We start from the raw sequence: 24454 nt of genomic DNA on the forward strand, positions 1-24454 counted from the left end.
GACGCTGGGTAGAGAGAAGCCGCTGGATAGGCAATGCTCCCAGTTTAATGTTGTGGAAGCGGGAATCCCCGCTTGCAGACTGCACCAGTTTGGCTCAGATACCCAGCCGGAGATTTAAGAATGAAAGTTGGCGATCGCGTTCGCGTCATCAAATCTGTAATTGTTTATCACCATCCTGAAAACAGGGGTAAACCTTTTGATGTCAAGGATCGGGAAGGTGAAGTTATCGGGTTTGCAAATGAATTACACGGCAAACCCATAAGTGCTAACCTTCCCGTTGTAATCCAGTTTGAGAAAAAATTTAGAGGTCATTTCCGCGAAGATGAAATAGAAATCATTGAGTAGGCTAATGGCTAATGGCTAATGGCTAATTGTTGAGTGCTATTAGCCATTAGCCATTTACCTCTTACGGCGATTAAACCAGCCGAATATGTTGATGTCACCCCGCATTTTCTGCAACTCTTTGCGGTTGCTTTCGGCCGTCATGTAATACCATTCGGAGTAAGATTTTAACTCTTCCCGGTATTCCACCTCTCGGTAAAAATCGTGAGTTGCGCGATATGTGGCAAAGACTTCAGCAGCTGGTTGAGTCCCAAGGATAATTCTTAGTATCTTTTGTGACATGATGATTAGGGGCTATTTATTTTGGATTTTGAATTCAATCTAAAATCTAAAATCCAAAATTGATTAAAGCCAGCCTCTCAGGCGATAGATTACTATTCCAATGTATTCTTTTAAAGCTCTGGTTGACCGCTGTAACCTTTCCGCGTCTGGTAGAACATTCAGCACTGTAGATTGGATGCTGCTGTTGGGTTCGCGTAATTCGGCTTGTGTTACCAAAAAGTCAGTAGGTGCGGCGATCGCTTCTATGCCCTGACGCTTGAAAATCAGCAGCGATCGCGGCATATGAAATGCTGAAGTAACTAATAATACCTGACGAATCCCTCGCGCTCGCAGGATTTGCCGCACATTCACTGCATTTTCGTAGGTGTTGAGCGAAGTGGGATCTTGGAGAATAGCATCTTTTGGTACACCCAATGTTTCCAATATTACCGCCATATCCCCTGACTCCGACGCTCCAGATCGTCGCCAGTCAATACGTCCGCCGCTGGCAATTACCAAAGGGGCTTTGCCCTTGCGATATAACTCGGCACCATACAGGACGCGATCGCCTTCTTCGCTCAAATCGACACCGGAACGGGGTGGCGAAGCTGGCTTAGTAGCGCCTCCCAAGATGACGATGGCTTCTGCCGATGGGAGTTCTGCGGCTGGGAGATTTTGCCATTCCAGGCTTCGCATCAAAGCGTTACTCACCCAGCCATTACTCCCCACCAGTAGAGCAATCAGAGCCAAAGAAATCGGTATAGGAGTCCAGCGCGATCGCTTCCACCACAATACAAGTGCCACAACCATCAGCACGCAGGCAAGTCCCAAAGGGTAGAAAAATAGCGGTAGCAGTTTCGAGAGAAATAAAAACATAAAAGGTTAAATAGCAGCAACAAACAGAGGGGATTCAGCGCATAAAATTGACAGCCCTCGTCAGAGAGAAGTATAAGAGGTCTAGAGGGGAATGGAAAATTAGCCATTAGCCTAGTTGATATCTTCTCTCACCACTCCCTCAATTTCTAGAATCAAATCGGCACCATAAACTTTGGAGGGTGTTTGAAAACCTACACTCCCCTGTCCGGCAAGCACCTTTGTTACAATTGCCAAAGCCGTCATTGAAGTGAGAGTATAACCTTCCGGGCATTGTAGCCGCGATCGCTTGCTTGAGCCAGAATCTGACACCTCTCCCCACAGCCTAGTTACACCTTCCTTTCTCTGTGCATCTGTTGGCCCTGGCGCTTGAGATTGAATTAGACGTTTCTGTAAATTCTGTACTATAGGCAACCCCAGCAACCAGCCCAGATATCGACTTGCCACCATAGCCCGATAAGCGGATTCTGAGACAGCCGTATAAACCTCAATGTTGGGAATCTCTGTGCTGTAAAAGGCTGTCGATACGTCTCCCCAAGGAATTGTCGTGGTTAAAACTGCGCCTTGTCCAAAATCAATCATCCGAGTTTTCCAGGCAGCAGGAACCGGAGTAAGAACCCCACCACGCCGCACCAAACCGCCTTTATCCTGCGCCTCCACCATCGTCGTTGCAGTTCCTCGCGACATATTACCTGCCGTGAAACCAAGGGCGAGATGTGTTGCTAAGGGCATCTGTGCTTTGAGGTAAGCCGCTAGACAATCAGAGGGGACGACATCAAAGCCTACGCCAGGAAGCAGCATCACTCCTGCGGCCTTGGCTTCAGCATCTTTGGCAGCCGCTGCCTCAAAGACTGCGACTTCCCCGGTAATATCCAAGTAGTGAGTTTTCGTCCGCAAGCACCCTTCAACCATTGGCTGTGAGGTTTTGGAGAAGGGGCCAGCACAGTGCAGTACGACTGCTACATCCCCTAAAGCCGCATCCACGGCAACCGAATTGTCTAAACTAAAGGCGCGGTGTTCTAAACCAAGCGATGTCGCTAGCGGCTCCAATTTATCGGCATTGCGCCCAGCCAGGATAGGGCGTAACCCTCGCTGCACCGCTAATTTGGCGATGAGGGTTCCGGTATAACCGTTAGCACCGTATAACAAAAAGTTTGATGACATTGGTAAAGGTGTAGATACACGCCAGACAGAACACATCCCGCTTTGCGATCGCTATATTTGTGCTGCTTCTTAAATCAGGATATTCTTCTATTGTGCCGTCTTGCTTGGAAAACTATGCTTGAAGCAATTTTATTTGACTTGGACGGGACTCTCGTAAACACTGACCCAATCCATTACAAGGCTTGGCAGGAAATATTGAGAAACTACGGTTTAGAAATTGACGAAACCTTCTACAAAACCCGGATTAGCGGACGGCTTAACCCAGTTATTATTCAAGATATCTTGCCACAGCTGTCGATAGCAGAAGGCGAACAATTAGCTGAAGATAAAGAAGCTTATTTCCGGGAGTTGGCACCAGAACTAAAGCCGCTGGATGGACTTTTGGATATGCTGGCATGGACGGAGGAATTGAAGTTGCAACGAGCTATTGTTACAAATGCTCCACGTAAGAATGCCGAATTCATGCTCAAAGTTTTGGGCTTGACAGATGCTTTCGCTAAAGTTGTTTTAGCTGAAGAAGCAACAGCGGGCAAGCCTGACCCTGCTCCTTATCAACTGGCTCTGAATCATTTTGGCATGAGTGCCGAACAAGCGATCGCATTTGAGGACTCTCCCTCTGGCATTCGTTCATCTGTAGGCGCAGGAATTACTACAATTGGTATTGCCTCCACCCACGACCCCAAGGTTCTCGACGCATCTGGGGCATTATTCACTGTTGCTGATTTCACATCTTCCCAGTTGTGGACGTGGCTGGTTTCTCCCTCTTGACCCCTTCCCCACCTTGTCTACTATGAGGCGACCGCCTCATAATCTATCCCAAGGGCGAAGCAAAAACTTTAGCCACAGCATACTTACTGCCGCCATCAATGGCTAAAATTCAAGACACTATCTACTTGAATCGCCCCGCCATCTAAAGAATAGCTAGCGTTTTGACCTTAAAGACTACTGATTATTACTGCGGTTTTCCCGACTATCCCCGGTGCGGTTCACACTAGAAGGAGCCTCCGGATTGCCTGGGGGTATAAGTATATCAACCTCGTGGAGTGTCAAGTTAGCCGAAGCACGCACGGGCGTACCATCAGGCAGAAACATAGTCAGTTCGTAGGACAATTGTTGCACAAAGCAACGCAAGTATTCCTGAGCGCCCCAAGTAAACAGATAGACTGGTGGAACCTCTTGACCATCGGGAAACTCAACAGCTTTTTTCAATTTGTTGATGTACCAGAGAACGCTTGTGCCTTCTTCGTAGGTATCAAACAGGATATCTGAGATGGTGAGCTTGTAAGGGTCAATACTTTGAAAGCTGACTTTGGGTAGTCCCTTCCCAGTCCGCGCTCCTTGAGAGGCATTAATTTGAACGCTTCGATTGAAGGATAGTTTGGTGGGATTGAACATAAATTCGATGGTATCCACACCCTGCGCTGGAATCTTGGGAATAAGTTTGGCTTTGACTAGGCGAGTAGTGGACATAATATTCTCCTAAGTAATGCTACTGGCATTTTTTTAGCGGTGCGACATTCAAATTTTTGAAACTGCCTATGGCTTTCCTAATTCAATTATTATTAAAGGCAAAGTTAATCCGATTTTTGCAAAATCCAAAATGGTATAACTTTACCAAGGCAGGCGACCGGAGTAGTTGTTACCTCTACGCTCTCGTTCTATCTCCAACCGTTGCTTTATAAAACTGTAAATTTCACGAGCCAAAATCTCCAGGTTATCAACTCCTTCGTCTTCTGAGAAATCTTCGTCTGACTGATGCGCCTCTACTTTGCTACCACCAGATGATTCCATCAACTGTCTAAGAGCTTCCATCCCGGATGCTGATGTGCGCCCGGAGGTATTGGAATATGCTTGGATAACACCGTTCGCCCTATCGGTATGTGGGGAATCAACTGTTGAGTACGAGTTTCTGGAATCTGACGAGGAAATAATCGGCTCTTGCCAACCCCTCTCCTCTAAGAGGGGTTGTACAATCATTGAGTTGCTTGAGTCTGATGTAGTCTCGCCTATTAAATCGGCGATGCTAGACCATGATGTGGGTATAGTTTTAGCGATCGCAGAATCTTTTGCTAAGGGGATTGAAGATTGGTTGGATTCTGGTAAATCTCCCGCCTGTTGCGATCGCAATTTTTCTTCTTCAAAGGAGGAAGAAACGCTTCTTTGAATTGAAGGCGGCTTTACTTCCGAGTCCCCAAATCCTTGTCCCTTATCCCCTTCTTCTGGCATTTTCTGGATACGGCTAGGTAACTTTGAAGGCGAGAGCAAGGATTCTTCAACGTTAAGAGTTGTCTGTTCTGGAAATTTGGAAACGAGCAAATTGGATTGAGTTAATGGGCTGAGGATGGATAGATTTGTCAAAACTGTAGGCAATTGAGGGATTTCTTCAATCTGCTGGCGAGGCTCTGTTTCCCCTAAAGGTTGGATAATATTGGCTTGTGTATTGGGCGTACTTTCTGACACTTGTTTGTTATCAGTGGCAGAAGATATGGGTGCAGCTCCTTCCACCTTGTCAGCCAAATCTTCCCTAGCTGTCGGCACCTGGTATTGTGCAGACAACTGGTTATCTAACAGAGGTTGTACAACGCCCATTTCTGTATTCGCTGTAATTTTTGACACCTGTTTGTTAGAAGTATCAGAGGATATGGGAGCGATCGCTTCCTCTACCCGAAGAGCTAAATTTTCATGCAGTTGAGTCGGTAGCGGTGCAACAGAAGAAGGTGCATTGATTTCTGAAACCGCTTCTTCTGTTGCCTTCCTGGGTTCCTGTTCCGATAGAAGTTGTACAAGCGGAACATCTGGTGTCGTGACGGAAGATGCCAGAGAAGGGGCTGTGATGTCTGATTGGGTAAGCGTTTTCTCAGAAGCGATCGCTGGTATTTCTACCGATTCTACCTTCCGGCTCACAGAAAATGGCATTGGTTCCGTAACGTTTGACAACGCTGCTACCTCAATCGTTTGTCCTGCGGCTGGCTGTGGTGGTAAGGGTGCTGCCTCTGGTGTAGTTTTCTGCTCAATTCCTTCGGTTGTAGCTGGTGTTTGAGTTTCTAATTGGGCTTGTACTTGAATTGAGTTCGTTGTCGTAACTTGCGGCGTTTCCTCTGGCATTGTGACAGAAGCTAAAGCTCCGAATTCTGACTGAGCCTCATTTACTTTAGAAGCTCCTTGTGGTAAAGTTCCCGACTCAATTCCTTCAGTTTTTGTAGGTAGTATTTTACTTTCTAATCGTGGTTGTACCGTTGTGTCTCTAGTCGTAACTTCCGGCGTGGTTACGGAGGCGAATGCTTCTTTCTCTTGAGTGGCTTCGGAAGCTACTTGAAGGGCAATTTCTGACTCAATTCCTCCAGCTTTTGTAGTTGGTGTTTCTTTAAACGCTTGTACTTGAGCTGCGTCTGTAATCGTAACTTCCGGCGTTGTTGCTGGTGCGAATTCTTTCTTCTGTTGAGTTACTTCATCAGCTACTTCTGGTGCAGCTATTGACTCAATTCCTTCTGTATTCTTAACTGATATTTTACTTTCTAATCGCGGTTGTACCGTTGCGTCTGTAATCGTAACTTCCGGCGTTGTTGCTGGTGCGAATTCTTCCTTCTGTTGAGTTGTTAGATAATTTACCTGTGGTGCAGTTCCTGACTCAACTTCTTCTATGTTTTCATCTGATATTTTACTTTCTAACCGCGGTTGTACCGTTGCGTCTGTAATCGTAACTTCCGGCGTTGTTGCTGGTGCAAATTCTTCTTTCTCTTGAGTTACTTCCTCAACTACTTGTGGTGAAGTTACTGTTCCTGACTCAATTTCTTCTGTATTCTCAGCCGATATTTGACGTTCTATTGCGTCTGCGGACGTAACTTGCGGCGTTATCGCTGGTGCGAAATCTTGCTTCTCTTGAGTTACTTCATCAGCTACTTGTGGCGCAGCTACTGACTCAATTCCTTCAGTTTTTATAGTTGGTCTTTCTGTTTCTTTAAACGTTTGTACTTGGCTTGCGTCTGTAATCGTAACTTGCGGCGTTATCGCTGGTGCGAAATCTTGCTTCTCTTGAGTTACTTCATCAGCTACTTGTGGCGCAGCTACTGACTCAATTTTTTCTGTGTTGTCAGTTGATATTTGACTTTCTAATCGCGGTTGTATTTGAGTTGCGTCTGTAATCGTAACTTGCGGCGTTTTCGTAGGGTCGAATTCTTGTTTCTCTTGAGTTATAGAAGCTACTTCTGGTGAAGTTATTGGCTCAAATACTTCACGGCTTCCAGGTTGTGGGTTACTTTCTTTAAATGCTTGTACGATTGTTGCGTCTGTAACCGTAGCTGGCGGCGTTGTCGTAGGGTCAAATCCTTGTTTCTCTTGAGTTATAGAAGCTACTTCTAGTGCAGCTATTGACTGAGCTACTTCAGGGTTGTCAGATGATATTTTACTTTCTAATCGCGGTTGTATTTGAGCTACGTCTGTAATCGTAACTTGTGGTGTTTCCTCTGACTTCGTGACAGAAGCTAAAGCTGCAAATTCTGACTGAGAATCTGTAATTTCTTCTGCTGCTTTTGGTACCGCTAAGGTTTCTTGTCGTGTAATTCCCGGCTCAATTGCTTCGGTTGTATTTGGTGTTTTACTTTCTAATCGCGGTTGTATTTGAGTTGCTTCGGCAGTCGTAATTTGCGGCACTATCGCTGTATCTAATTCTTGTTTCTCTTCAACTATAGAAGCTACTTGTGGTGCAGTTATTGACTGAATTACTTCGGAGTTTTCAGTTGATATTCGACTTTCTAATTGCGGTTGTATTTGAGTTCCGTCTATAATCCTAACTTGCTGTGTTGTCGCCGCGTCGAATTCTTGTTTCTCTTCAACTATAGAAGCTACTTGTGGTGCAGTTATTGACTGACTTACTTCAGGGTTGTCAGTTGATATTTTACTTTCTAATCGTGGTTGTATTTGAGTTACTTCGGTAATCGTAGGTGGCAGCGTTTCCGAAAGCGCGGTAGTAGAAGACAAAAGGGCGGAATTGTCTTCCTTACCTTGATTAATCTTATAAGTTACTTGCGGTGCAGTTACAGGCTTAATTACTTCTGCCCTCAAAACTGGTTTTTCAGTTTCCAATCGAGGTTGTATTAGTGTGGATTCTTTTAGCTGCGCGACGACTGGTGGTGCTGCTGCTGACGTAATGCCATCAGAGGCTGCAACCGATTTACTCAACTGTGAGGCTTGGGATTCGGCGAAAAAGGGTGAATTGTCAAATGGATTGTCCGGCGGCACTTCATCCGGCATTTCACGGGAAAAAAATACCGAAGGATCAAATGCTGTAATTGCCCTTGCTCCCAGCGGATAGAGAAATTTCCGGCTAATGAAATTTTGTCCTAACGGATTAGCTGGAAGCAAGGGATTTTTGAAACCAAGGGGTTCCTGGGATGTTGTTTCTCCATTGGGAAGATTGTTATGGGGGTGGGTGTCTTGAATTTCCGCCATATATTTGTGCTAATTACTAGGCGAAGTATCCCAATTTATCGCGTCCGCCAGAAATGGAGGAGCCGCCAGCACGGGAGTTATCAACTTGCAAACTTTCGTATGCTAGAGTCAACTCTTCAATAGCCACTGTGCCAGAATCGGCGTTTAATGCCGGTGCTTTCCAAGAAACCGGAACGGCACCGATTAGCGTCCAACACTGCATCGTTTCTCCTGCCTGGTTAAAAACTAGAATATTGACGTTGCGGCGTTCTTTTTTCGGCAAATTATTACCTTTATTGCGTCCAACATCGCTCAATATTTTACTAATCCAATTCCAGAAGGTTAAATCATTGGTGATGCCACGTTTGAGCGTCACATCAGAAAATTCTGCCTGACCCAGAATAATTCTCTGTTGGTCGTTGACACCACCTTCCAAACGTTTTTCAGCTTTTATAGTGACACCCAAGCCTTGGCACTCTGTGAAACAGGCAGTAATGTTACTCTGAATTTCTACATAAAAGCGATTGGCTGTAACGTAGTTCAGTTCGCGAGTGCTTGTGCCATTTTTATTCTGTCCGTTATTCTGATTTGACACAGATGGCTGTGATTGTGGCAATGGAAGTGCCATCAAAATTATCCTCCTTAGTTTCTACTGCGTTCTCGTTGACGGCGCAAATCTTCAATCATCAGTTTGTATACTTGGTCGCTAAGCTGTCGCAGCAGTAGAGGATCTTGCAGAACTTTAGCTGCTGTCTTTGAAAGCGCACTTCGGGAGTGTTGTATGCTCTGATTAGCTACAGCATCCTTCTGCGCCTCTGGAGAACGATAATTTACCATAACCAAAACCCAGACCTTACTGCTATTTTATGCCTCTACCTTAGTGCCGATCAGTAGCGGAAAGTCGAATTTGAGCTAAATTAAGAATTTTTAATTTTTAATTTGGTGGTAGCGGTTGCAAAGGCACCAGCCCTGCTTTACTCAGCAGGCGTTGTGCTTCGCGGGTTCTCAGTAGCTCAGCAAACTTTTGACCGACCGGGGGACGACTGTTATCTCCAGAATAAACTACAGCAATGGGATATCCCAAGGGATAGCTTTTATTTCTGAAAACTTCAACGTTAGGGCGATAACTTCCTTTATCATCGCACAAGTCTGTTGTGGGATTTACGGGATTACCGTTGTCTTGAATTAAAGCCTGTACCGCCGTCTTATTTCCATCTATTAAAGCCAGAGGATAAGCTGAACATTGACCGAAAACTTTGCTGAGCGTACCAAAAGCAATTCCCCCAACTTCATCATCCTCGAAATCTCGAATCACCTGTCGCAGAGTCTCAAAAGTGGACATCTGTTTAATTTCTTGCGCGTACGGATCTTTAAACAAAGGTGGTGGCTGCTCGCCTTTTTGAATTAATCTTCTAAATAAAGCAATTTCTTGGTCATTTTTGAGGACTCGTTGCTCAAAGATTCGTACTGCCTCAGTTTCTTTGGGAATATAAAGTTTTACTGGTATATCGGGGCCACCTAGCTGTTTCCAGCTTGTAATTTCGCCTGTGTAGAGTTTACGCAATTGCTCAAAGGTAATCTGCCCTTTTAAAGCCTGTGGAAGACTCTTATCCCTTTTGGCATAGCTGAAGGCAACAAACACTACCAAACCATCATAGGCAACTTCTTTAGATTTCAGCTCTGGTGCCAATTCATTAACCAGACCGGAGATGGCAAAGTTTGCTTTTCCGGACATTACTTTTGCTATTGCTGCTTCTCCTGAAGGCTCTGGTTGATAATTTAGCTGTAATTTTGGCTGACGTTCTAGGAGCTTTTCTTCTAAAGTTTTATCCTGGGATATTATGTTTGCGTGTCGCAGTATATAGCTCCAGGTTCCCGCTTCTTCGGCTGTGTAATTAAATTTACCACCAGGAATAGCAGAGATGTCCTTGATGCAGCAAGTTAAAAAGTCGTTATCGGCAAGATTTCCGGCTTGGGATTTGGGGATTAGCGCCCAAACAAGTATTCCTAACAAACTCAATCCCAGGATACCAAAGAGCCAGTAGGGAGGGCGACGCAGCTTGGCTTGGTCGTCTTCTGGTGACGCTGTTTCTACAACTAAAATATCAATATGTTGATCTGGGGGCAATTTCAATAGAGCGAGTCGCGCTTCTTCGGCACTTTCAAAACTCACACCTAGTCCGATAAGACGAAGGATAAACGTCTTCAGGTGAGGCTCTACGGGAGGCCATTGTCGCTCATCTCTGGGGTCAATAAGCTGATGGGAAGGGTCAAGCGATCGCCCTACCAACAGGTAAAAGCCCACATATCCCAATGCTACTAAATCTTGGGCAGGCGTGGGAATGATGAGTTCGGTGTTTGGCGGATCAAACAAGCGTTCCCAGAGAGCCAAATCGCACAGGTGTATAAAAAATTTCTCCTTGTCTGCTACGTATAGCAAACTATCAAGGCTGATATTGCCATGAGCCATTCCCTGCTGCACCTGGCCGGAAGGCAGGCTAAACTTTTGACCGTGGAGAGATTCCAGGGTTTGCAACACTTGGTTGAGAACTAGGCGCACTTGCCAACTGGTCATCGCACCACTGGCGGCGAGGTAGGCGCTGAGGGTTGGGGATGTATCTAAATTGCCGTTGGTAATGAGGTAGCAGCGTTCCTCAAGCCCGTCAGCAATGGCATCCCAAGGCTGACGCAGGCGCAAATCCTGAACTCTTCCATCTGCTAGGCTCAAACCTGCTACTAGCTCAAAGGTTTGCTTGCGCTGGCGGGTTTCTTCTTGGTTGAAGGAACGGTTGGGGAGCAGGTATTCTTTAATCACAATTGGCTGCTGATCGGAAAGTTGGGTTCCCTGGTACAGACGGCCCATACCGCGCTTTCCGACTAAAGTTTCTACTCGATATCTGCCGCGCCGTCCCCGAATTTCACTTTTTTCCGGTAAGGTAGCTGGAAAACCGCATTCTAAACAATACTTGGCTGTTGGCTCTCGCTGGAGGGTCTGTTGCGGCAAGTTACAGGCTAAGGGATCGCTATACTTGCAACGATAGTATCTGTAGTGGGATTCAATTGAGTAGTGGGATTCAAATGAGTGGACTTGGGCGGTAAATTGTGGCGGTGCGTCAACAAGGGCGGTTTGTTCTTCTGGGGTTGGCGGATCTAGTTCGGTTTTGATTTCATCAACTATTGGTGCCAGCCATTGGTATCGGCTTAACCAATTGTATTGGGTAAGCCTGATTGGAGGTGCATTTCTGCTCAGATACTCTCTAAGTAAAATTTTGGGAATGTTTGTCAGCGCCACCGAAAACTCTCCGAATAATAAATAGGTGGACTATGGGATTTTAAATTTTGGATGAAAGGATTTTAAATTGGCTATTAGTAATAGTCTTTTCTCCTCTCCAATCCCCAGAACAGGAGTCCCGCCTGTAAATCTCCGATTTTGCCGAAGCTGTTGCTCAAAATATCTCCTCAATTTGTTAAAGTAACATTGATTTAGCGCGATGGAAATATGGATTTATGGCAAAAGAAGAAGTTACAAAACTTTTCAAAGCTGTTCAAGCTGACCCGGCTTTAAAGGAGAAGCTTAACTCTGCACCTAATTTGGAAGCATTTGTCAAGATGGCTGAAGAATCTGGCTATAGCTTCACCGTGGAAGAATGGAATGCGGTTACTGGCTTTGTTGTGGAAGAATTGGAGGGTGAATTATCAGAAATTCCTGGGTTATAAATTTTCAAAGGACATATACAGTTATTAGCGATCGCCTTCTTTAAAGATTATATTTTTATTTAAGCGATCGCTTCTTTCTTTCCTTACTAGCTTATGCCTTTAAAGAAGGAATATGGGGTTTTTAGCTGAATCTCTCATATTTAGCGAGATCAATAATTTTTCTAGTGTTACATATTGTTTTGAGGTAGTAGTAAACACCCTAATAAAATTTAACGTTCTACATCTTTCTAAAAGATGAAATTTGAAATATCTGTCATCTTTAAGAAGTAAGCGATCGCATCCTCTCCTCACACCCAGCCTTTCACTTCCGTATCCGTCAGAGGTCTTTCTAGCTTCACATATTCGCTCTTGGCAGCTTGCAAAACGTGTTTCATCCCCACAGGCTCCCCCGCATCAGCTGCGATAAAAGCTGCATTCAAAGCAATATTGCGGATGTTACCGCCAGCGACATTCAACTGTGCCAATTTACGTGCCTCTAGCCCCTGTGTTGGTGTTTTACTGGGAAAGATGCGTTGCCATATTTCGGCTCTCTGATTAGCATCAGGGAAGGAAAATTGGACGATAAAACGAATCCGGCGCAGAAAAGCTTGATCCAGCGAACCTTTCAGATTGGTGGTGAGAATTGCCAAACCTCGGTATGATTCCATACGCTGTAACAGGTAGCTGACTTCAATATTGGCATGGCGGTCGTGGCTGTCTTTCACCTCAGAACGCTTGCCGAATAAAGCATCAGCTTCATCGAATAGCAGAATTGCCCCACCAGCTTCAGCAGCGTCAAATACGCGCCGCAAGTTCTTCTCTGTCTCGCCGATGTATTTGCTGATGACGGAACTCAAGTCAATGCGATAAAGGTCTAGCCGCAATTCTCCAGCGATTACCTCTGCTGCCATTGTTTTACCTGTACCGCTAGCACCAGCAAATAAAGCGCTGATGCCTAAGCCGCGTCCGCCTTTCCCGGCAAATCCCCAACTTTCGTAAACCTTGGCGCGTTGACGGACGTGGGCGGCAATATCGCGCAGAACTTGGCGTTGTGTCTCTGGCAATACCAGCTCATCCCAACTGGCTCCTGGGATAATGGGTTGAGCCAGGTCATTAAGACGCGATCGCGCTTGAATGCGGCAAGTATCCCATAATTGATTGTGAATCGGGGATTCTGCTTCTGCCTGAGTTGCAAGCTTTCCTTTTGCTTCTGCACAAGCAGCATAAATTGTGGTGGCGCTGAGGGTGAAATGCGAAACTAAGGTTTCGACGTGTCCGTTTAAGCTAATGGCTGCATCGCCCAAGGCAGCTTGCCAAATTGCTCGCTGTTCGTTCGGGGTTGCTTTGGGAACTTCAATGGCGATTAGGGGACGCTGGCGTTGTTTGCGGCGATCGCGACTGATAATTACCAATGGAGAACGGATGCGCTCTACCATAGTTGCGATCGCGCTTTCCCGGAGTCCCTCCCCTGCATCGGTGCCGTCCCATTCCAGCAACAGCACGCTATTACTCAAAATAGCTTCCCGTTCCCACAGTCGCATTAGGTTATTAAGTTCGTTGATGCCAGTGGGAATACTACTGGCAAAGATGGCGTTCAGATTCATTTCTAAAAGTTCGCAGGCTTTCAAAGCGATCGCTTGCATACTGGCAACGTCGTCCCCACACAAACAGATAATCGGTAAAACCGCTTCCTGTGATGCCTCAACCCATGTCTGAGCAAGCCTTTGAGCTAGTTGATGGTGCGACGGCACTAAAATGTTAACAGCGGCGACAGGCTCCACAATGCCCATCAGTCGCTCATCGAGATGCTGCACGCCAGCAATATAGTGCAGTATCTGCTCGTCAATTCGCAGGGGTGCAGTGGTGAGTGCATTCCCCGATCCAACTTCAAGCAGCCGCCAGCGACGTAAAGGAGCGTTAGGCGTTAAAGCACTCCATTCCGGGTTTGGTAAAATTGTCAGAGCCAAACTAAAAGTAGGATACACCCGCTCTTGGACACCTTGAGCGATCGCGCACAAGCTAGCCCAACTAGCATCAAGTTCCATCCCAACGCACAACAGCAGCACATCCCGCTCAAAATCCGACAGCCCAAAAGTTGTGCAAAGCTTCTCCAATGCCCCATGAGGCGAAAGCCCATTTCGAGGCGAAAAATATTCTTCCTCCTGTTCCTTGTCCGGCTTCCCTTGCGCCAGCCGCGCTTGACGTTGTAACGCTTGACGCACCGGAGCCAGTGCTGCCATCAAGGAGTGCTGGTTAGCTTGCTGCAAGTTGTTAGTAGCCGTGACATTCATGAAATTATTACCTTCGGACTAATATACTGCTGAAATGTTGGGCTGCCCTTGTCCATATCTACACTCAGCAGACTTTCTGCCCCATCTACGTGCAAACGCACCAGATACTCCCCAGGCTTCACATCTCGCACCGGAACAGTCACCAGGTTAGTATCATTGCGACGTGGCAAGGCATCGAAAAGATAAGCCACAGGATTGTTAATTGACCGTTCATTGAGTGCCATAACCACCCGCTGCTTGTTGCCAATGGTGACATTGACTTGCACTATCACATCAGCTGAGTACAACTCATCTCTACTTTCTTGTATATTTGAGACGCTAACCTCTGTTATGGTTGGACGCAGCACAAAAGGTGCAACATTTGACTCCACACCGCGTTGGAGACTTCGCTGTAAGCTTAATGTTGGTGTCGAGTTGCCTCTAGAAGTTGCCGCCGACTCAACTCCCATCGATACTGCTTCTGTCCCGGTTGAGATACGGTGAATCACCTGCAAACTTTGTACACCTGCCTGTAGGGAAGAAGCAGGGAACGAGGAGAGAGGCAAGACAATCTGGTTATCCTGAACCTCTGAGGGTGTCACCTCCACCTCACCCAAGCGCACTTGAGTAATACTACTCTTCAAATGCTTACCCCAAATCACCAATGTGCTGTCTGTCGAGATCGGCTGAAACCTTCCAGCTTGGGACACAACCCGATCTATCACTGGCTGATTTGGGAACGGCATCACACCGCTAAACTTGTAGTCGCGCACTGGTAGCGCTTTTTGGGCTGACTCTTCCCCTTCGATTATCACTACAGTAGCGCGATAGGCGACTGACAAGGTGTAGGGAGTTTGAAAGAATACCGACCAAACTTTGGATAAATCTTCTAAAGATAGATCCATCGGCACAAAGTCAATTTCTTCTACCTGTTCAGAGAGGTTAGAGTCAGCCAAGTAGGTAAAGTTAGAATCGGCGATTGTGTCCCAAATCATCTCCTGTGTCAAAGTCGATTGATCCTTGAGGGTACGGACTACGCTGCCTAAAAGTCGTTGCGGTTCTAACTCAACTTCATTGCCATAGAAACTGATCATGTAATGCAAATCTAAGGCATTGTGCGATCGCTTGGCCATTTCTCCTTTACGGTTGCGATTCCGCACATCAGCGTTGTTTCGCCACACGGAATTGAGCGTCACTTGATAAAGATACAGATTCACTCCTGTTTCTGGCGTGCCACTCCCCAAGTTACTAGGTCGTACCATTGTCACTCTTGCGCCATCTACGTCTACTTGTACTACAGCCTGCAAAGTTCTTTGCAAGGCAGCGGTGACAGTAGCGATCGCTAAGTAATTGCTCATAAAATAGCTTTTAGCAGTCAGCGGTAAGCTTTTAGGATAGCTTGGTTTATTTTTCTCAAAGTTCAGCCAAGACTAAGATTTTAGTTTCTAAACGGATGGTTAATCGCTTGCCTTAAGCACTAACTAATCCAAGTTTTAAGGCTTTTACAATTGCTTGTGTGCGACTTGTGACACTTAATTTTTCAAATATAGCTGTCAGGTGAGCTTTGACTGTAGCAACTGTGATGTAAAGATGTCGGGCAATTTCTTCATTTGAAGATCCTTCAACTAACCAGTGTAAAACTTCTTGCTCTCGTTCAGTTAGGTGGATAGCTTTACCTGCGCTCAACGATCGCCCTGCATAAAAGTTAAACAAACGGAAAAAGCAGGTTGCAACTTCTGGCGATAAATACACTTCTTCTTTCATTACTGTGGTAATTGCTTCACACAGTTGGGTAGCTACGCGATCTTTAAACACATAGCCGCAAGCACCTGCTTGCATTGCTCGAAATACCCATTCGTCTTCCCGATGCCCTGAGAGAACCAGCACTTTCCCTTTATAGGACATTTCTCTGAGACTCAGCAAGGCAGTAATTCCATCCCCTGGTGGCAATTCCATATCCAGCAAAATCATCGCTGGTTTTTGTTCTACAGTTAATTTTAATGCTTGCTCTACACTAGCAGCTTCGCCAACAACATCGAATTTTAAAGAGTCGTTAGTACCTAAGAATCCTAGTAAAGTTCTTAACCCTTGACGAAAGCGTGGTTCATCATCCACTAACAAAATAGAAATTGGCTGGTTATTCATGGCTCATTAGTTATTGATAAGCTAAGAGTTGGAACTTTTCAATCCAACTTTCAACCCTTGACGGGCAACAAAGAACTGACAAAATTTGTTTTTAATTATTTCGAGGTAAAATAAACGAAAATTGTGCGCCGCCGACCGAGAGATTTTCTACCCAAATGCTCCCTTTATGGTCGAGGATGATTTTTTTAGCGATCGCTAGCCCCAAACCCGTACCACCCGGACGCTTAGAGTAGAACGGTGTGAATACTTGTTTCAGGTCTTCTTGGGAAAGTCCGTTCCCGCGATCGCTAACTTCAACTATCACTTCCATTGCAAAAACTTGCCAGTTGCAAGTAACTACCCCTCCTTCCGGACTAAAATGAATTGCATTACTTAACAAGTTGTCAAAAACCTGCTTCATCTGCCACCGATCCACCGCCACAATCACAGGTTTATCCGGATAGCAGATATCTACTTGTTTTTCCTCTAACCACGGTCGCAAACCCTGAATGCTGTCAGATAAAATTTCCCGCAGGTCATAAGGCGCTACGCGCAATTTTGCCTGCTGTCCACAGTAAACCAAATCTGTTAAATTAGCACTCAAATCATCCACAGTTTCCCGAATAATCGTAGCCTGTTCTTGCAAGCCTCCAGATTGCAACCCCCGGCATAAATTTTCTGAATAAAGACTAATCAGTGCTAAAGGATTTCGCAGTTGATGTTCTGCACGGCGTAACACTTGCTCAAGTAACTGAATCTCAGCTTTTTGACGAGAACACTCCCGAAACATAGTCAAGTAGTGGCTAAGTAGTTGAGCTTGTTGCTCTATACACTCCTGCTGATGAACAGATAAAGAATATTCGCTCCATAGCATTAAGTACTCAGGTCTAGAGCTATGCTGACTAAGAGCGCAAACATAAGCATTGTAGGGACATGGTACCGTATCCCGACGCGGGGTAAATACACGCGCGATCGCATCTGGCAACCAATCTTCCCACCACACCACAGAAAGGGGATGGGGAAAGCCTGCGTAAATACTGCCTTGCTGCTGTGTATAATGAGCAACAAATTGGCGCATCCCCGTATCAGAATCCTCGTAGACAATCCAAGCTGCCACAATCGGCACTTGCACCGCTAACTGTTCAATATGCAGCTTGCAAATACTTCTAACATCGGCAGACGGCGGTGTACCCAGTGAACCGATTGTGGAGGTAGGTGGACGCACCTCGCGAACCAACTTTTGTATACCAACCTTCATCTGTAACTCCCCGACATACACGATAAATCAGCAGTGTGGAATAGGGTGCAGCACCAAGTAACCAGTTCAGCCTGCGGAACTTGTCATCATCCCTGAGAAGTAAATGACTCATCTAGCTTAGTCCCAGAGTTCCGTAAATACGCGTATTTACACACAATTTTTAAAGTTTCGACCAAAGTCTAATAAACACTCTAGATGTGTCTACCTAATCTAGACCTATACAGCCTAAGCATCTATCTAGTCTTATGATCCCTGCTACTGCCCAGACTTTGGCAGAAATCCTGGCTGGCGGGACTTCTCTGCTCAATACAGAGCAAATAGATTTCAACCACCCTGGTATGCGGCAGGATATAAGGCCAGCGCTGAACCTGTACTGCTACAACATCGGGGAAAACGGTCAGGTAGACCGCAGGCTTAACCCGGAAAAAACGCATACAGGCACTCTTAACCGTTCCCCCTTATGGTTTGATATCTCGTTCCTGGTGAGTGCCTGGGACTGTACCGCCTTAGGAGAACAACGTCTACTCTCAGAAGCATTAACAATGCTGTTGCCTCATCGCCCGATAGCAGAAGAGTTGCTGGTTCCAGCACTACGCGGTCATGGCAACTTGTCAATGATCGTTTCTGCCATTGGCTTTATTGAAGCAGCAGCTTTATGGAGTGCGCTGGGTGTCCCATTACGTCCAGCCTTATATGTGACAGTGACGGTTCCCTTCACCTTACAAGGAGAACCGAATACACCTAAAGAAGTAGTAAAGAAGCGAGAAAAAGTTATGAGTTTTGAATTCAAAACTCATAACTCATAACTCATAACTCCTCGCGCCCATTACCCCCCACCCAAAAAAGGAAGACTACGCCATGCCGATGGATTATTTTGCTCCTGGTGTCTACGTCGAAGAAGTAGACCGTGGCAGCCGCCCGATTGAAGGCGTAAGTATGAGTGTTGCTGGGTTTGTTGGCTTCACCGAAGATGTACGCGGTGATGCCGAACTGTTCAAACCCATGATGATCACCAATTGGAGCCAATTCCTAGAGTATTTTGGCAAACAAGGCTCCGATGGTTACACAGATTTCAACGCCTACCTCCCCTTTGCCGTCAATGGCTGGTTTATGAACGGCGGTGGACGCTGTTGGGTGACTAGCATTGGTACCAAACTCCCCGGTTCAGAACCACCCGCACCGGAGGAAACAGCCACAAAGCTTAGAAGCTCTGGAAATCGTCCCTCTTTGATGTTTGCTATCAAGCCATCGGAAGGCGAAGAGGATGGTAGCTCAGCTCTTGCCCTATCCGGTGGACGAGTCAATGTTTCGATCCTTCCCGATGAACCCAAAGCCCCTGAAGACCCAGAGGCAGAACCCCCACTCAACACAGGGGAATATTTTAAAGTCATTATTAGTCGCGGTGGCGAGAAACTCGAAGAGTATACCCACCTGACAATGAACCCAGATGTCGAGGCGCAAGTCGGTACCTATGTCGTCACTGCAATCAATGAAGGTATTGGCGACCAGCAGGCATCTCAATTTTTGTCCGTAACCGATATGTCCACCAGTGGACAACCCTTGTCTCGGCGGCCTGTCAACGGCACCTATGAAGTCAGCCCTCCACCGGTCATTTCTAGCCGCGAACGCTTTCCACGGGATGTGAATGGGGCGCGTGATGACCGCACGGGCGTACAAGGGATTTTTGAAATTGACGAAGTTTCCATGATTGCTTGTCCAGATTTAATGCTGGCATACCAACGCGGTCTGCTGGATTTGGATCAGGTTCACGGCATCATGGAAATGATGGTTAGTATGTGCGAAAACAACGCACCCAGCCCTAACTACCGCATGGTAGTTCTCGACCCGCCACCTTGCAAGGGAGGCGGCGAGCCTGTACCCCCTGAGCAACAAAAGCCTCAGCACGTAGCTCAGTGGTTAAATAACTTTAATCGTCGTTCCATGTTCGGGGCGTTGTATTATCCCTGGATTAAAGTGGCGAATCCACGCAATGCCGGACGACCGATTTTGGTTCCCCCCTGTGGTCACATGATGGGGATTTGGTGTCGCACCGATGAGACTCGTGGCGTTTTCAAAGCACCCGCCAACGAAGTTCCTCGCGGTGTCTTGGGTTTAGCCTACGAAACTAACTTCCGCGAACAGGAACTGTTGAACCCTGTGGGGATTAACTGTATCCGCAACTTCGCGAACTACAACCGAGGCTTCCAAGTTTGGGGCGCACGCACTTTAGTAGAACCCGCTAATGTCCAGTGGCGCTATATCAGCGTCCGCCGTCTGATTAGCTACATCGAGCGCTCGATTGAAATCGGTACCCAGTGGGTTGTGTTCGAGCCTAACGATCAAGATTTGTGGGCGCGAGTTACCCGCACAGTTAGCAATTTCCTAGAACGGCTGTGGCGTGCAGGGGCGTTGTTCGGTGGTTCGCCTGGTGAATCCTTCTACGTCAAGTGCGATGCCAGTATCAATACCCACGAGACAATAATGCTGGGTCGTCTGTATGTCGAAATTGGTGTCTGTCCAGTCCGACCAGCGGAATTTGTGATCTTCCGCATCAGTCAGTGGTCTCCTAACCAGTAGGTTAGAGTCGTTAGTTTAGATATCAGCTCTAGGGCTGATATCTAAACTGAATATTGAAAAAATTTGTAAGGAGGTTTTGAACAATGGCTATTATTACAGTTGAGAATTTTGAATTAGAAATCAAGGGAGTAGGTGATGGTCTACAGTTTAAAAGTGTTGACCTGCCAGCTTATAAGACTGACGTTCAACATGGTGATGCCCTAATGTCTGGTGCCAAGGGATCTGTACGGCAGACTCTTACTAAGAAAAGGGAAGCAGCGGTTCAAATTACTTTAGTAACCCTAGCTAGTGGAGATGCAAAAAGCACTAGCTCACTGATGCGAAAGTGGCTGTTACAGTGTATGCCAAAAGCAGAGGATGGTGGCGGCTTTCCTACGAGTGCCAGGATGGCAGAAGGCGTAATTAAATCCTATAATTCAGCCGGAGAAATGGTAGATTCGTGGAAGATGAGCGGAGTTTGGATTTGTAAATATCAAATTGGGAAACTCAGTGCAGACGGCGGGTTGCTTGAAGAAACCTTTACGCTACAGGTTGACCAATTCGATCCAGCTTGATCTATCTAAGTCTGGGTGTTTGAGACAATACTCTTAATTTTGTTCGCTTTAAGAAGCGATCGCAGTCGTTTCTTGGTACTTTGTAATTGATTGGAAGGTTATTTATGGCTGATGCTGTTGAGTTACTATCTAGTGATAACTACGATGTAACAATTGGTGATATCAAAGACATCATTATCAAAGAAGTAAGTGGGATGTCAGTAGATATGTCCCCAAAGGGTGCTGATAACGCCATCGGTTCTGGGCCAAAAGGAAAATCGCTGGTTCTCAGTGTTCCGAGTCAACCCAAGTATGGGGAGATAACGCTAGTTTTGGTGCCAGGAGCGCATCAGGGCGGAAATGACGATAAGCTGTGGGAGTGGTACAAGGATTGCGCCTCGAAAGCTAACCTTGGGGAAGCTGCAAAAGCGCGAACCTTACGCAAAGAAATGACAATTAATGTCTATTACTCCGGTTCAGAGGGGAAGGTGGGGTTAACGTACAGTTTTGTAGGGGTGCTTCCCAATAGTTTTGATGTTCCTAAGCGGGACGCAGGGAGTAGCGAACTGGAAACTTGGACGCTTAAGCTTAACTACGAGCGGATGAAGTTTACTGTATCGGCGTAGAAGGAATATACTCAATTTGACACTCCCCGGCGTAAACGCACGGGGATTCTTGGTTCAACGAATCCACTTAACACATGCAGGTTGCCCTGTCTATGCCAGAGATGGTTTTCTCCCCAAGCGTTTTACTCCATTGCAGAAGCCTGTTTGGGTATGCCCTACCCTACAGTTCAAAACCTCAAAGTATCGGTTTCTCTGTACTTGTTGCTTGAAGTTTTTACCTGTGCAAGCTTTCCTACACAGAACCCCATAACTTCAGTTTTCAAGGTGCGTTGCCTTCCGGCGACTGGGTTTTTAATGTGGTTGATTACCCTTGCCACATCTTAATCCTAGCAAAAAGCCGCCCTAGAAGGGCGAAGCTTTAAACCCAATTTTTTGGTAAAACTGCTCTGGTGAGATGCGATCGCGCTCCATTTCACCAGTCAGTGATTTATATAATAGAAAGTAGATTGGTTGTAAGGCGGTATCAACTGTGACAGACTTTCCTGAAATTCTCACAACTTGCCGATTTTACCTGGAACTAAAACTCGATGGAAGCAATGATGCGGTAGACGGCTACTTTATGGATTGTAGCGGCTTTAAGTCTACCCAACAGGTGATAGAAATCTCCGAGGTGACACCTCAGAAGTGGGGCAAAGATGGAGAATCTCAGGGTCGAGTTGTCCGAACAAAAATTCCTGGTAATGTTAGTTACAGCAATATTACCTTGCGCCGGGGTCTGACTTGTTCGATGACGTTGTGGAACTGGATTCAGGCTGTGCAAGACGGAAATTGGGGTAAACAACAGCGCGATGGATCTTTAGTAATCTATAATCAGGCAGCCCAAGAGCAGTTTAGATTTGAGTTTAAACGAGCCTGGCCTACTAGCTATAAAATTGCAGATGTTAATGCTGTTGGGGGCGATATGGAGATTGAAGAGATAGAAGTGACTGTTGAAGAGTTAAAACGGATGAATGTAGTAACGAATGATTCAAACTGAGTTTGAATTTACTTTACCAAAGGGGTATCTCGATAGTGATGGCAACATTCACCGCAAAGGCGTAATGCGGCTGTCGAGAGCAATGGATGAAATTGTCCCCTTGCGCGACCCTCGCGTTAAATCAAATCCTGCTTACGCTACAGTAATTATTTTGGCCCGCGTGATCGTTCGATTGGGAGCCTTGGAAGAGGTTACGCCTTCAGTTGTTGAAGGTTTTTTCGCTTGTGATTTGAATTATCTCCAAAAATTTTATCGTCAGATTAATGAACTAGAGCAGGAAAATGCTGAGTCGAAAGTGGTGACAAACCCGTTACCGAATCCTGCACTGACTCCTGATTTTGAGTAACCCGACGAGATGGACAGCGATCGCATACTCTATACTGAATTTGAATTTATCCTTCCTAGAGGATTGGTGGATGCAAGCGGGGGCGTTCATCGCCAAGGCGTGATGCGTCTAGCAACTGCAAAAGATGAAATGTTTGTCCAAAAAGACCGGGGGGTGCAGGATAATCCCGCTTATGCAGTTTTGGTGATGCTTTCGCGAACTATTACTCGTTTAGGCGAACTATCAAAGGTAACTCCTGAATTGTTGGAGAATCTTTTTTCTTTAGATTTGGCGTACTTGCGGGAGTTTTACAATCGCATCAACCAGCAAGGTGATGTTTACATTCCGGTTCAGTGTCCCACGTGCAATAGTCAATTTCAGGTGGAGCTTTCTCTAGCGGGGGAATCTTAGGCTACCCCTCTGATGCGCTGCGCGAGGAGGTAGCCTCAATTGCTTTTCACTTCCACTGGTCTTTAGAAGACATCCTCAACTTGGAGCATAACGACCGCCGGAGTTGGGTGACGGAAATTAGTAAGATTAAGGATCAGGAATGATGTCATGTCCGGTAAGTTGCCCATAATAAAAGAAGCCCACCCCACCATCGTCTGGGGCTTTGGCTCCCCCCGTTGGCTTGCTCTCTAGCAGGGTGGTTTCATTTATTAAAAGAAAATTTGTAACGTTGATTTTGGTTGGCTATAGGGGCTTTTTGATTGCCATGCCCCTACAAAATTGACAACATTTCAATGGCTAGGGCGTGGAACTTGTGTTGGTTTCTAACTTAATTAAAGGTTCCTTAGCAACTGTGCCAAGATTAACCGCTTTTAATAAGTCTTCCCAATCTGTTACTAAGCTGGAATCGTTAGGAGAAGCGTTGCGTAAATCAGCTAGAGATGCGATTGTGTCGAGCCACAGTCCAGCCTCAGCGTACAAGACTGGGCGATCGCGTTCTGTTGCTTTCTGTAAATCCTTAACTAAGGTGGCACTTGGTTCCATTCGTTGCACCCACCCTTCTACAAAAATATCTGCTGCCCTATCCTCAGCGTCACAAATAACTGAAAACGACCAACGATATTTTTTACCAACTTCCAGCTGTGGAGAATCAGCGTCTGAGGGAAGGCTGATGCTAACAATACCAGCAGTGCTAGGAATGGGAATTGTTGTTTTGTATAGTGCCTCCTGCTGGTTTTCCTCGTCATGCAGCGTAAACTCCGCTTGTTGGGCGCTACTAGAAGGAATAGCAACAAATAAGGTCGGACGCTCTGCTAGAGTCAATCCCACATTAGTATTTGGCAATAATGCCATTACGGATTTTTCTTGATTGCTACAGTTTGAGCTACCACGCGATGCTCCCGGTTCTCTAGTACGGGGCGCGCCGACTTTTGGCAATCTGAATCTCAGGCGACCTGAGCGGATTTGCCCACGGCTGGGGGTTGTTTGCCGTATCGGTGTTCGTGGCGATTCTGCTGTCGCGGGAATGCTGGCGTACAGCGTTAGTCCCACAGACAAAGCTAAGGAAAGTGTCGTGAAATGTACAGAAGATTTGTTCAACATATATTTTTTTCAAGTTGTAGCACTTTTACACGTCTTGCAGCACGTCTTCAAAGCATAGGCTTTGCGGTCTGTAGGGCAAAGCTTGACTAGGACATTGTAATTTGTAAACAGAGACTCTTTTATCTTCAACAATGTTTCTCTAATTTCCTGGGAAATAAGATAGAAAATTTAAAGATGCGATCGCTCTTGTCTAGTTTTTAAGTTGATTTTTTTACTTTTAGCCTATTGGGAAGATTTCAGTGTTATAACTGCTATAAATTATCTCTCATGTCAGCCTTTTTTCTTCTGCTTCATTGAAAATTTAATTGACTTATCCATTTATTCGTCCAAAACTTCATTAAGTTTTGTAAGCTTGGAGAAATAAAATTTAAGAGCGACGCAGAAGCTCATCAATCAGCTTTGCCAAATACATTGGGGCAGAAAAAATCTTAATTTTGAATTTATCTGTAAA

24 protein-coding genes are annotated in these 24454 nt (G+C 45.9%); 11 read left to right on the plus strand and 13 right to left on the minus strand.

Annotated elements, in window-relative coordinates:
* The first annotated feature begins 120 nt into the window (after positions 1–120).
* Positions 121–345 (plus strand): ferredoxin-thioredoxin reductase variable chain, encoded by a 225-nt coding sequence (locus H6F66_RS11430; protein WP_190421300.1) that lies wholly within the window; start codon positions 121–123, stop codon positions 343–345.
* Positions 346–399: 54 nt separating this feature from the next.
* On the opposite strand, the gene H6F66_RS11435 is transcribed toward H6F66_RS11430, so the two are convergent.
* The 3 genes from H6F66_RS11435 to H6F66_RS11445 form a co-directional block, all read right to left on the minus strand.
* Entirely contained in the window at positions 400–624 is a 225-nt protein-coding gene (locus tag H6F66_RS11435; RefSeq protein ID WP_190421243.1) for a hypothetical protein, read from the minus strand.
* A 63-nt stretch (positions 625–687) separates the two neighbouring features.
* The gene (locus tag H6F66_RS11440) at positions 688–1479 is read right to left on the minus strand and encodes a YdcF family protein (protein WP_190421245.1); all 792 of its coding nucleotides are present in this window, start codon (positions 1477–1479) and stop codon (positions 688–690) included.
* Positions 1480–1590: 111 nt separating this feature from the next.
* A complete protein-coding gene (locus H6F66_RS11445) occupies positions 1591–2640 on the minus strand; it encodes a saccharopine dehydrogenase NADP-binding domain-containing protein (protein WP_190421247.1) in 1050 nt (349 codons plus the stop codon).
* 114 nt (positions 2641–2754) lie between these two features.
* Between H6F66_RS11445 and H6F66_RS11450 the strand changes: the two genes are divergently transcribed.
* Entirely contained in the window at positions 2755–3408 is a 654-nt protein-coding gene (locus H6F66_RS11450; RefSeq protein WP_190421249.1) for an HAD-IA family hydrolase, read from the plus strand.
* Positions 3409–3582: 174 nt separating this feature from the next.
* On the opposite strand, the gene H6F66_RS11455 is transcribed toward H6F66_RS11450, so the two are convergent.
* The 5 genes from H6F66_RS11455 to H6F66_RS11475 form a co-directional block, all read right to left on the minus strand.
* Positions 3583–4110, minus strand: a complete 528-nt coding sequence (locus tag H6F66_RS11455) for a hypothetical protein (RefSeq protein WP_190421251.1) — start codon at positions 4108–4110, stop codon at positions 3583–3585.
* Positions 4111–4251: 141 nt separating this feature from the next.
* Positions 4252–8088, minus strand: a complete 3837-nt coding sequence (locus tag H6F66_RS11460; RefSeq protein WP_190421253.1) for a hypothetical protein — start codon at positions 8086–8088, stop codon at positions 4252–4254.
* Positions 8089–8104: 16 nt separating this feature from the next.
* On the minus strand, positions 8105–8695 hold the full coding sequence (locus H6F66_RS11465) for a phage tail protein (RefSeq protein ID WP_190421255.1): 591 nt from the start codon (positions 8693–8695) through the stop codon (positions 8105–8107).
* A 14-nt stretch (positions 8696–8709) separates the two neighbouring features.
* Entirely contained in the window at positions 8710–8904 is a 195-nt protein-coding gene (locus H6F66_RS11470; protein ID WP_190421257.1) for a hypothetical protein, read from the minus strand.
* 97 nt (positions 8905–9001) lie between these two features.
* Positions 9002–11359, minus strand: a complete 2358-nt coding sequence (locus H6F66_RS11475; RefSeq protein ID WP_199294972.1) for a substrate-binding domain-containing protein — start codon at positions 11357–11359, stop codon at positions 9002–9004.
* Positions 11360–11574: 215 nt separating this feature from the next.
* On the opposite strand from H6F66_RS11475, the gene H6F66_RS11480 reads away from it, so the two are divergent.
* Entirely contained in the window at positions 11575–11784 is a 210-nt protein-coding gene (locus tag H6F66_RS11480) for a Nif11-like leader peptide family natural product precursor (protein WP_190421259.1), read from the plus strand.
* Positions 11785–12071: 287 nt separating this feature from the next.
* Here H6F66_RS11480 and H6F66_RS11485 read toward each other — a convergent pair whose 3' ends face one another.
* The 4 genes from H6F66_RS11485 to H6F66_RS11500 form a co-directional block, all read right to left on the minus strand.
* Positions 12072–14054 (minus strand): ATP-binding protein, encoded by a 1983-nt coding sequence (locus H6F66_RS11485; protein ID WP_190421261.1) that lies wholly within the window; start codon positions 14052–14054, stop codon positions 12072–12074.
* The gene (locus H6F66_RS11490) at positions 14051–15391 is read right to left on the minus strand and encodes a DUF4255 domain-containing protein (protein ID WP_190421263.1); all 1341 of its coding nucleotides are present in this window, start codon (positions 15389–15391) and stop codon (positions 14051–14053) included. Before H6F66_RS11490 ends, H6F66_RS11485 begins: the two co-directional genes overlap by 4 nt.
* Before the next feature lie 112 nt (positions 15392–15503).
* Positions 15504–16178, minus strand: coding sequence for a response regulator transcription factor (locus H6F66_RS11495; RefSeq protein ID WP_190421265.1), 675 nt, complete (start codon positions 16176–16178; stop codon positions 15504–15506).
* A 91-nt stretch (positions 16179–16269) separates the two neighbouring features.
* Complete coding sequence (locus tag H6F66_RS11500) at positions 16270–17415, minus strand: HAMP domain-containing sensor histidine kinase (protein WP_190421267.1); 1146 nt, start codon at positions 17413–17415, stop codon at positions 16270–16272.
* Between the two features lie 245 nt (positions 17416–17660).
* Between H6F66_RS11500 and H6F66_RS11505 the strand changes: the two genes are divergently transcribed.
* From H6F66_RS11505 to H6F66_RS29300, 8 genes are all read left to right on the plus strand, one after another.
* Positions 17661–18221 (plus strand): Pvc16 family protein, encoded by a 561-nt coding sequence (locus H6F66_RS11505; RefSeq protein ID WP_190421269.1) that lies wholly within the window; start codon positions 17661–17663, stop codon positions 18219–18221.
* A gap of 52 nt (positions 18222–18273) precedes the next feature.
* Complete coding sequence (locus tag H6F66_RS11510) at positions 18274–19992, plus strand: phage tail sheath C-terminal domain-containing protein (protein ID WP_190421271.1); 1719 nt, start codon at positions 18274–18276, stop codon at positions 19990–19992.
* An 83-nt stretch (positions 19993–20075) separates the two neighbouring features.
* Positions 20076–20546, plus strand: a complete 471-nt coding sequence (locus H6F66_RS11515) for a phage tail protein (protein WP_190421274.1) — start codon at positions 20076–20078, stop codon at positions 20544–20546.
* Between the two features lie 104 nt (positions 20547–20650).
* Complete coding sequence (locus H6F66_RS11520) at positions 20651–21151, plus strand: phage tail protein (RefSeq protein ID WP_190421276.1); 501 nt, start codon at positions 20651–20653, stop codon at positions 21149–21151.
* Between the two features lie 469 nt (positions 21152–21620).
* Complete coding sequence (locus H6F66_RS11525) at positions 21621–22127, plus strand: phage tail protein (RefSeq protein WP_190421278.1); 507 nt, start codon at positions 21621–21623, stop codon at positions 22125–22127.
* Positions 22114–22473: a hypothetical protein gene (locus H6F66_RS11530; protein WP_190421281.1), complete on the plus strand. Its 360-nt coding sequence runs from the start codon at positions 22114–22116 to the stop codon at positions 22471–22473. The genes H6F66_RS11525 and H6F66_RS11530 overlap by 14 nt, the downstream gene beginning before the upstream one ends.
* 9 nt (positions 22474–22482) lie before the next feature.
* Positions 22483–22863, plus strand: a complete 381-nt coding sequence (locus H6F66_RS11535; protein ID WP_190421283.1) for a phage tail assembly protein — start codon at positions 22483–22485, stop codon at positions 22861–22863.
* 17 nt (positions 22864–22880) lie between these two features.
* Entirely contained in the window at positions 22881–23006 is a 126-nt protein-coding gene (locus tag H6F66_RS29300) for a DUF6760 family protein (RefSeq protein ID WP_347269365.1), read from the plus strand.
* 193 nt (positions 23007–23199) lie between these two features.
* Here H6F66_RS29300 and H6F66_RS11540 read toward each other — a convergent pair whose 3' ends face one another.
* Positions 23200–24003 (minus strand): DUF928 domain-containing protein, encoded by an 804-nt coding sequence (locus H6F66_RS11540; protein WP_190421285.1) that lies wholly within the window; start codon positions 24001–24003, stop codon positions 23200–23202.
* Positions 24004–24454 lie beyond the last annotated feature (451 nt).

Origin of the sequence: Trichocoleus sp. FACHB-6 (assembly GCF_014695815.1) — a bacterium.
Lineage (GTDB): Bacteria > Cyanobacteriota > Cyanobacteriia > Cyanobacteriales > FACHB-T130 > Funiculus > Funiculus sociatus.

Bases quoted from the DNA above. Each gene is read 5' to 3' on its own strand.
- H6F66_RS11430 (WP_190421300.1), top strand. From the start codon at position 121: ATGAAAGTTGGCGATCGCGTTCGCGTCATCAAATCTGTAATTGTTTAT.
- H6F66_RS11435 (WP_190421243.1), bottom strand. From the start codon at position 624: ATGTCACAAAAGATACTAAGAATTATCCTTGGGACTCAACCAGCTGCT.
- H6F66_RS11440 (WP_190421245.1), bottom strand. From the start codon at position 1,479: ATGTTTTTATTTCTCTCGAAACTGCTACCGCTATTTTTCTACCCTTTG.
- H6F66_RS11445 (WP_190421247.1), bottom strand. From the start codon at position 2,640: ATGTCATCAAACTTTTTGTTATACGGTGCTAACGGTTATACCGGAACC.
- H6F66_RS11450 (WP_190421249.1), top strand. From the start codon at position 2,755: ATGCTTGAAGCAATTTTATTTGACTTGGACGGGACTCTCGTAAACACT.
- H6F66_RS11455 (WP_190421251.1), bottom strand. From the start codon at position 4,110: ATGTCCACTACTCGCCTAGTCAAAGCCAAACTTATTCCCAAGATTCCA.
- H6F66_RS11460 (WP_190421253.1), bottom strand. From the start codon at position 8,088: ATGGCGGAAATTCAAGACACCCACCCCCATAACAATCTTCCCAATGGA.
- H6F66_RS11465 (WP_190421255.1), bottom strand. From the start codon at position 8,695: ATGGCACTTCCATTGCCACAATCACAGCCATCTGTGTCAAATCAGAAT.
- H6F66_RS11470 (WP_190421257.1), bottom strand. From the start codon at position 8,904: ATGGTAAATTATCGTTCTCCAGAGGCGCAGAAGGATGCTGTAGCTAAT.
- H6F66_RS11480 (WP_190421259.1), top strand. From the start codon at position 11,575: ATGGCAAAAGAAGAAGTTACAAAACTTTTCAAAGCTGTTCAAGCTGAC.
- H6F66_RS11485 (WP_190421261.1), bottom strand. From the start codon at position 14,054: ATGAATGTCACGGCTACTAACAACTTGCAGCAAGCTAACCAGCACTCC.
- H6F66_RS11490 (WP_190421263.1), bottom strand. From the start codon at position 15,391: ATGAGCAATTACTTAGCGATCGCTACTGTCACCGCTGCCTTGCAAAGA.
- H6F66_RS11495 (WP_190421265.1), bottom strand. From the start codon at position 16,178: ATGAATAACCAGCCAATTTCTATTTTGTTAGTGGATGATGAACCACGC.
- H6F66_RS11500 (WP_190421267.1), bottom strand. From the start codon at position 17,415: ATGAAGGTTGGTATACAAAAGTTGGTTCGCGAGGTGCGTCCACCTACC.
- H6F66_RS11505 (WP_190421269.1), top strand. From the start codon at position 17,661: ATGATCCCTGCTACTGCCCAGACTTTGGCAGAAATCCTGGCTGGCGGG.
- H6F66_RS11510 (WP_190421271.1), top strand. From the start codon at position 18,274: ATGCCGATGGATTATTTTGCTCCTGGTGTCTACGTCGAAGAAGTAGAC.
- H6F66_RS11515 (WP_190421274.1), top strand. From the start codon at position 20,076: ATGGCTATTATTACAGTTGAGAATTTTGAATTAGAAATCAAGGGAGTA.
- H6F66_RS11520 (WP_190421276.1), top strand. From the start codon at position 20,651: ATGGCTGATGCTGTTGAGTTACTATCTAGTGATAACTACGATGTAACA.
- H6F66_RS11530 (WP_190421281.1), top strand. From the start codon at position 22,114: ATGATTCAAACTGAGTTTGAATTTACTTTACCAAAGGGGTATCTCGAT.
- H6F66_RS11535 (WP_190421283.1), top strand. From the start codon at position 22,483: ATGGACAGCGATCGCATACTCTATACTGAATTTGAATTTATCCTTCCT.
- H6F66_RS11540 (WP_190421285.1), bottom strand. From the start codon at position 24,003: ATGTTGAACAAATCTTCTGTACATTTCACGACACTTTCCTTAGCTTTG.